We start from the raw sequence: 7789 nt of genomic DNA, 5'->3' as shown, positions 1-7789 counted from the left end.
TATTTGCATTAAATAAAACAACAATGAACACAATTTTAAACAATACTTGGTGGTGGAACAATTTACGTCAAACGTCGTGAACTAAGCTCCTATGGTATTTTTTTAAAACTATAAATATAAAAGGCTTGTCATCACGACAAGCCTTTTTTTTTTTATAAAAATTGACACAACACTTAAAATATAAAAAATTGAAATCATTTACATTACAAACTAAATACAAGCAAATCTTAGCTGACACCATTACCCCAGTGAGTGTATATTTTAAGATTAGAGATAAATTCCCCAATAGTCTTTTACTAGAGAGTAGTGATTATCACGGTAATGACAATAGCTTCTCCTATATTTGTTGCAATCCTATTGCATCCTTAAAAATAGAAAATGAAGTGATTTATAAATCATTCCCTGACGGTAGTTCTGAAAAAATAAATATTGATGCAAGCACTGATATTCCAGCTGTAATTCAAGAATTTTCTGGACAATTTAAATCTGATAAGAACAATTTCAAATTCATAAACAACGGGTTATTTGGATACATTTCGTATGATGCGGTTCGATATTTTGAAAAAGTTACAATCGCAAAAAAAGAAAACAGCAATTCCATTCCTGATGTGTATTATGCGGTTTACCAAAATATTATTGCTATTAACCATTTTAAGAATGAAGCCTTTCTTTTTTGCCACAGCTTAGACGGTCGTAATAATATTGCCGAGATAGAACAACTACTTCAATCTAGAAATATTGCTTCTTATAAATTTTCAAAAGAAGGTGACGGTTTCTCTAATTTGACTGATGAAGAATTTAAGGAAAATGTAGCTTTGGCTAAAAAACATTGTTTTAGAGGTGATGTGTTTCAACTCGTTTTGTCAAGAAGATTTACGCAAGGCTTTAAAGGTGATGAGTTTAATGTATACCGTGCCTTGAGAAGCATTAACCCTTCTCCTTACCTATTTTTCTTTGATTATGGTGATTTCAAAATTTTTGGCAGCTCTCCCGAAGCTCAAATTATAGTAAAAGATAGAAAAGCCGAAATTCATCCCATTGCTGGAACTTTTAAACGTACAGGAGATGATGAGAAAGATGCAAGCCTTGCCAAACAATTATCTGAGGATAAAAAAGAAAACAGTGAACATGTTATGTTAGTTGACTTAGCCAGAAATGATTTAAGCCGAAATGGTCATGATGTTCAAGTAGAAAAATATAGAGAGGTACAATTCTTTTCGCACGTTATTCACTTGGTTTCTAAAGTTACAGGACATTTACATGACACAGCCTCAACTATGCAAGTCGTTGCTGATACGTTTCCAGCAGGTACGCTTAGTGGTGCACCAAAACACCGTGCCATGCAACTCATTGAAGAATACGAAAAAACAAGTCGGAATTTTTATGGAGGTGCAATAGGTGTTATGGATTTTGATGGTAATTTCAATCATGCCATTATGATCCGAAGTTTTTTAAGCAAAAATCATCAGTTGCATTGTCAAGCGGGTGCCGGAATTGTGGCAAGCTCTGATGAAGAAAGTGAAATGCAAGAAGTATACAATAAATTAAGAGCCTTAAATGCCGCATTAGATTTAGCCGAAACGATTTAAATCCAATTCTAATAAATTCCTTGTAAAAGGATTTCATTTTCAAGAAAAAATTAAAATAAAAAAACAAAATGAGCAACAATATAAACACACCATCTACTTCAACTGCTGCTGCAAGACGGCAAGTTTTAGTCATTGATAATTATGATAGTTTCACCTATAATTTAGTACATTATCTTGAAGATTTAGACTGTGAAGTTACCGTTTATAGAAACGATCAATTTGATATTGATGAAATTTCAGTTTTCGATAAAATTCTGCTTTCACCAGGGCCTGGAATTCCAGATGAAGCGGGTTTGTTAAAAGAAGTGATTCGCAAATATGGACCTACCAAGAGTATTTTTGGAGTCTGTCTAGGGCAGCAAGCCATAGGTGAGGTTTACGGTGGAACACTTTCTAATCTTGACAAAGTATATCATGGCGTAGCCTCTATGGTAGAAACTACCGTGACTGATGAACTTCTTTTTGAAGGTCTAGGAAATTCTTTTGAGGTAGGGCGTTACCATTCTTGGGTAGTAGATACTAATTTACCTGATGTTCTAGAGATTACCTCTCTTGACGAAAACGGACAAATCATGTCCTTGCGTCACAAAACTTATGATGTACGTGGGGTGCAGTTTCACCCTGAAAGTGTATTGACACCTAATGGAAAACGAATTTTGGAAAACTGGATTAAAAGCTAGTTTTAAAAATTTTCCTAGTTAAAGTATCACACAAAGAGTTTACCATTAAGAACAACTATCAAAAATGAAAAACATATTAAACCGATTGATCAATCACGAAACCCTTTCTAGAGAGGAAGCAAAGAACGTATTGATTACTATTTCAAACGGAGGTTACAACAACAGCCAAATAGCTTCTTTCCTTACCGTTTACATGATGCGTAGCATCACTATTGAGGAGCTTGCTGGCTTTAGAGAAGCGCTTTTAGAATTGTGTATTCGAGTTGATTTATCTGCTTATAATACCATAGATCTTTGTGGTACTGGCGGCGATGGTAAGGACACCTTTAATATTTCAACATTAGCATCGTTTGTAGCGGCAGGTGCCGGAATAAAAGTAGCTAAACATGGTAATTATGGTGTTTCATCTATTTCTGGTTCTAGTAACGTAATGGAAAAACTAGGCATCCGTTTTAGTAATGACAATGCTTTTCTAGAAAGTTGTATGGACCAAGCTGGAATTTGTATTTTACACGCACCTTTATTTCATCCTGCAATGAAAAACGTGGGTCCTATTAGAAAAGAACTGGCTGTAAAAACATTCTTTAACATGCTAGGACCTATGGTGAATCCATCTTTTCCAAAAAATCAATTGGTAGGTGTTTTTAACTTAGAACTAGCCCGAATGTATGCGTATTTGTATCAAAATACAGATGTAAACTTCACCATACTTCATTCTTTAGATGGATATGATGAAATATCCCTGACTGGTGCTTCAAAAACAATATCAAAAACAAGAGAAGGGATGTTGAATCCCGAAGATTTTGGTGTAAACATACTAACCCAAAAAGAAATTGAAGGCGGAACAACCATTGAAGAATCGGCTGAAATGTTTACTACAATTATTGCTGGAAAAGGAACCGAAGCTCAAAATAATGTCGTCTGTGCCAATGCTGCAATGGCTATTGCAACGGTTACAAATTGCTCGCCTTTAGAAGGATTTCAAATAGCGAAAGAGAGTTTATTATCTGGTAAAGGACTTTTATCTTTGAAGAAATTACAAGAATTAAGCAAATAAAATAGTTTAAAATTTAAGGTAAGTGTTGCTGAAATAGCTAATTACAGATCAACATGAAATGTTAAATATAAAAACGTCTAAAAAAAAATAAATGAACATCTTAGATAAAATAATAGTTGACAAAAAAAGAGAAGTGATTCTCAAAAAAACAATAATTCCGGTATCGCAGCTAGAATCCTCAGTATTTTTCACAAAAAAAACAATTTCATTAAGTCAGTCACTTAGAGCCAGTAACTCTGGAATAATTGCTGAACACAAACGCAGGTCACCATCAAAAGCCGAAATTAATTATAATTTTACGGTTGAAGAAGTGGTAAAAGGATATGAAACTGCAGGTGCTTGTGGGATATCGGTACTTACTGATGGGAAGTATTTTGGTGGTTCTCTCGATGATTTACTTTTGGCTAGAGCAACAGTCAACATTCCGCTTTTGCGCAAAGAATTTATAGTTGATGAATACCAAATTCTAGAGACAAAAGCTCACGGCGCCGATTTAATTTTGCTAATCGCTGCGGTTTTAACACGAGAGGAAATCAAACATTTATCTGAGTTTGCACATAGTTTAGGACTAGAAGTGTTACTTGAAGTTCATGATCTAGAGGAACTTGAAAAATCTATTATGCCGTCACTTGACATGATAGGTGTTAACAACAGAAATTTAAAAACTTTTGAAGTGAGTTTGGATTTCAGCAAGCAACTCGCTTCACAAATTCCAGATGATTTTGTTAAAGTATCCGAGAGTGGAATTGCTAGCGTGGAAGCTATTAACGAACTCAAACCATATGGTTTTAAAGGATTTTTGATAGGAGAAAATTTTATGAAAACAGACAATGCAGGAAAAGCAGCTACTGAATTTATCCAGAAACTACTTTCTTAATTTACAAAAATAAAACACAACAATTAAAACAGGTAGTCATTATGCAACCTTCAATAAATAACCCAAATACAACTCCCCTTTCGTCTCCCGTTATGTCAGGAAAAATGGGTGTAAAAGTAAAAGTTTGTGGCATGAAATATCCAGAAAACATTTTGGAACTTGCTGCCTTACAACCTGATTATTTGGGATTTATTTTTTGGGAGAGATCAAGTCGTTATTTTGATGGAGAGATGCCTGCAATATCAGCATCCATAAAAAAAGTTGGGGTATTTGTGCAAGAGGAAATCGAAGTGATTTTGGCGAAAGCCGAAAAATATAATTTACAAGCCATACAATTGCATGGAAATGAGTCGGTTGCTTTTTGTAGTGATTTGAAAGAAAAATTAAAAGAAAAAAAAATAGAAATCATCAAGGTTTTCTCGGTTAATGACACCTTTGATTTTCAAGAACTAGAACCTTTTGAAACGGTATGCGATTACTTTTTATTTGATACCAAAGGTAAACTTCCGGGTGGGAACGGAAATACATTTGACTGGCGGGTTTTAGAAAAATATCCTTCGCAAAAACCTTTCTTTTTAAGTGGTGGAATCAGCCTTGATGAGGTTGAATCTATAAAACAAATCTTGAATACCAATTTACCAATTCACGCTCTAGACTTAAACAGTAAATTTGAAACAGAGCCTGGATTAAAAGACATTACATTATTACAAAAGTTGCAACATAATTTACAACTTTAACTTTTAAACATACACAAAATGAGTTACAACGTTAATGAAAAAGGATATTATGGAGAATTTGGTGGTGCATTCATTCCTGAAATGTTATACCCAAATGTAGAAGAACTTCGCCAAAATTACCTAAAAATCACCGCAGAACCTGAATTTCAAGAAGAGTTTGATGCCTTGCTAAAAGAGTATGTAGGCCGCCCTACTCCTTTATATTTTGCGAAACGCTTATCCGAAGAATACAATACTAAAATTTACCTCAAAAGAGAAGATTTGTGTCACACGGGTGCGCACAAAGTAAACAACACTATAGGTCAAATACTACTAGCTAAACGATTGGGCAAAAAAAGGATTATTGCCGAGACTGGAGCTGGACAACACGGTGTTGCTACAGCAACGGTATGTGCCTTAATGGGACTAGAATGTATTGTGTACATGGGTGAAGTAGATATAAAAAGACAAGCGCCAAACGTAGCCCGAATGAAAATGCTTGGCGCCGAAGTAAGACCTGCAAAGTCTGGATCTAAAACCTTAAAAGACGCTACTAATGAAGCTATTAGAGACTGGATTAACAATTCTGTAGATACGTACTACATAATAGGATCAGTTGTAGGACCACACCCTTATCCTGATATGGTGGCGCGTTTTCAAAGTGTCATTTCCAAAGAAATAAAAGAGCAATTACTTGAAAAAGAAGGCAAAGAAAACCCAGATTACGTCATTGCCTGCGTAGGCGGTGGTAGCAATGCTGCAGGAACATATTATCATTTCCTGGGCGAAAAAGAAGTCAACATTATTGCGGTAGAAGCAGCTGGACTAGGCGTAGACTCTGGGGAAAGCGCAGCCACATCAGCACTAGGAAAAATAGGCGTTATTCATGGTAGTAAAACACTATTAATGCAAACCAACGATGGACAAATAACAGAGCCTTACTCCATTTCGGCTGGACTTGATTATCCTGGTGTTGGCCCCATGCACGCTAATTTATACACAACTGGAAGAGCTCAATTTATCTCAATTACAGATGCACAAGCCATGGACTGGGGTATTAAATTATCTAAAATGGAGGGCTTAATTCCTGCCATAGAAAGTGCGCACGCCTTTGCAGTATTAGACGAAATGAAATTCAAGAAAGACGATATTGTAGTAATTAATCTCTCTGGCCGTGGTGACAAGGATTTAAATACTTACATCGATTATTTTAAATTATAATTTAATACACGATTATCCTGTGAGATGTTTTTTTTGACTTAATTTTAGGGCGTTCCCTCGCCGAAAAAAGCGAGGTCAGGCTGTACGCTAAATTCCCGATTAACAAAAACTACGGCAAAAGCCTTGTTTTTCTAAACCGGGAGATACCGCTGCCATCCTTAACGCAATCAAGAATAGCATATCACGTTTTAAATTAAATTTGTCAAACCCACATTATGGAAAAATTATTTGCTTACGGTAGTTTACAAAACGAGGACATACAAAAAGACCTGTTTGGGCGCATTCTAGAGGGCACTCCAGAAACATTAATAGGTTATGTGGTAAAACAAATTCAAATTGAAGAAGAATTTGGCATTGTCAACTACCCCATCATTACCCAAACAGAAAATCAAGAAGACACTATAAACGGTATTGTGTACGACATCAGTACTAAGGAGTTACACCAATCTGATTTATATGAAGGGCTGCATTATAAAAGAGTTGAAGTGCAACTCCAATCAAAACAGAAAGCCTGGGCCTACAGCGCCGTAATTTAAATAAAAGTAAGCCCATAACTAAACCCTAATCAAAAAGGGAAATCAATATATCATGAACAGAATTAATAAAAAATTACAAGAAAACAATAAGATCCTTTCCATTTACTTTTCGGCTGGATATCCTAGCTTGAACGATACCGTACAAATAATACAAGACTTAGAAAAAAATGGAGTTGACATGATTGAAATTGGACTGCCTTTTAGTGATCCGCTAGCAGATGGCCCTACTATTCAAGAAAGCTCTACCCAAGCCTTGCATAACGGGATGACTACGCAAGTGTTATTTGACCAATTAGAAAAAATAAGAGAGACAGTTTCCATACCGCTTATCATAATGGGTTACTTTAACCCTATGTTGCAATATGGAATTGAAAATTTTTGTAAAAAATGTGCTGCAATAGGAGTAGACGGATTAATCATTCCAGATTTACCCGTAGATGTATACGCTGATTCTTATAAAGATATATTTGAGAAATACGGTCTTAAAAATATTTTCTTAATAACACCACAAACTTCTGTAGAGCGCATTCATTTCATAGACAGCGTCTCTGATGCATTTATCTACATGGTTAGTTCAGCCAGTGTTACCGGTTCTCAAACTGGTTTTGGAGCCACACAAGAAGCATATTTCAAACGAATTGCCGACATGAATTTGAAAAACCCACAAGTTGTAGGCTTTGGAATCAACAATGCCGAAACTTTTAATCAGGCCACACAATTTGCAAAAGGAGCCATTATAGGCAGTGCGTTTATTCAGGATTTAACTAAAAACGGAACCCAAAATATAGCAACATTTGTAAAAAGTATTCAATAATCAGTTTAAAAATAGCTAACGGCGTTTCAGTGTAACTTGAAGCGCCGTTTTTTTTGTAAACCAATTAAAAGATTACAATAATTCCAGTTCTATTAGCTATTTAAATATACAACAGAAGAACGTTGATAATGAACAATTACAGTTCAATTATTTTATAAAATAATTATGCATATTAAGTCTTTTTAAATTAAAAATTAAGTTAAGAATTCATTGCATTATTTCATTTACAACTTCAGAAAAACAAACTTACCATACACAAAATTTAGAACGAAAAATATTCACTAAATAAAGATTCATTA

Annotated in this window: 8 protein-coding genes; all 8 read left to right on the top strand. The window is 34.9% G+C overall.

Annotated elements, in window-relative coordinates:
- The first annotated feature begins 188 nt into the window (after positions 1 to 188).
- The 8 genes from FPG59_RS11705 (at position 189) to trpA (ending at position 7490) form a co-directional block, all read left to right on the top strand.
- Positions 189 to 1589: an anthranilate synthase component I family protein gene (locus FPG59_RS11705; protein ID WP_086454780.1), complete on the top strand. Its 1401-nt coding sequence runs from the start codon at positions 189 to 191 to the stop codon at positions 1587 to 1589.
- A 68-nt stretch (positions 1590 to 1657) separates the two neighbouring features.
- Positions 1658 to 2269, top strand: a complete 612-nt coding sequence (locus tag FPG59_RS11700; protein ID WP_086454779.1) for an aminodeoxychorismate/anthranilate synthase component II — start codon at positions 1658 to 1660, stop codon at positions 2267 to 2269.
- Positions 2270 to 2333: 64 nt separating this feature from the next.
- On the top strand, positions 2334 to 3326 hold the full coding sequence (trpD, locus tag FPG59_RS11695) for an anthranilate phosphoribosyltransferase (RefSeq protein WP_086454778.1): 993 nt from the start codon (positions 2334 to 2336) through the stop codon (positions 3324 to 3326).
- 91 nt (positions 3327 to 3417) lie between these two features.
- A complete protein-coding gene (trpC, locus tag FPG59_RS11690; RefSeq protein WP_086454777.1) occupies positions 3418 to 4203 on the top strand; it encodes an indole-3-glycerol phosphate synthase TrpC in 786 nt (261 codons plus the stop codon).
- A gap of 104 nt (positions 4204 to 4307) precedes the next feature.
- Positions 4308 to 4940, top strand: coding sequence for a phosphoribosylanthranilate isomerase (locus tag FPG59_RS11685; RefSeq protein WP_254906693.1), 633 nt, complete (start codon positions 4308 to 4310; stop codon positions 4938 to 4940).
- A gap of 18 nt (positions 4941 to 4958) precedes the next feature.
- Positions 4959 to 6140 carry a tryptophan synthase subunit beta gene (gene trpB, locus FPG59_RS11680; protein WP_086454776.1) on the top strand — a complete coding sequence of 394 codons (1182 nt, stop codon included), beginning with the start codon at positions 4959 to 4961 and terminating at the stop codon, positions 6138 to 6140.
- Between the two features lie 215 nt (positions 6141 to 6355).
- Complete coding sequence (locus FPG59_RS11675) at positions 6356 to 6676, top strand: gamma-glutamylcyclotransferase family protein (protein WP_086454775.1); 321 nt, start codon at positions 6356 to 6358, stop codon at positions 6674 to 6676.
- A 52-nt stretch (positions 6677 to 6728) separates the two neighbouring features.
- A complete protein-coding gene (trpA, locus tag FPG59_RS11670; protein ID WP_086454774.1) occupies positions 6729 to 7490 on the top strand; it encodes a tryptophan synthase subunit alpha in 762 nt (253 codons plus the stop codon).
- Positions 7491 to 7789: the final 299 nt, after the last annotated feature.

The sequence above is a fragment of the Flavobacterium sp. FPG59 genome, assembly GCF_002150205.1.
GTDB lineage: Bacteria > Bacteroidota > Bacteroidia > Flavobacteriales > Flavobacteriaceae > Flavobacterium.
Note: the sequence above shows the minus strand (reverse complement) of the source record. Positions and strands in the feature narration are given on the sequence as shown.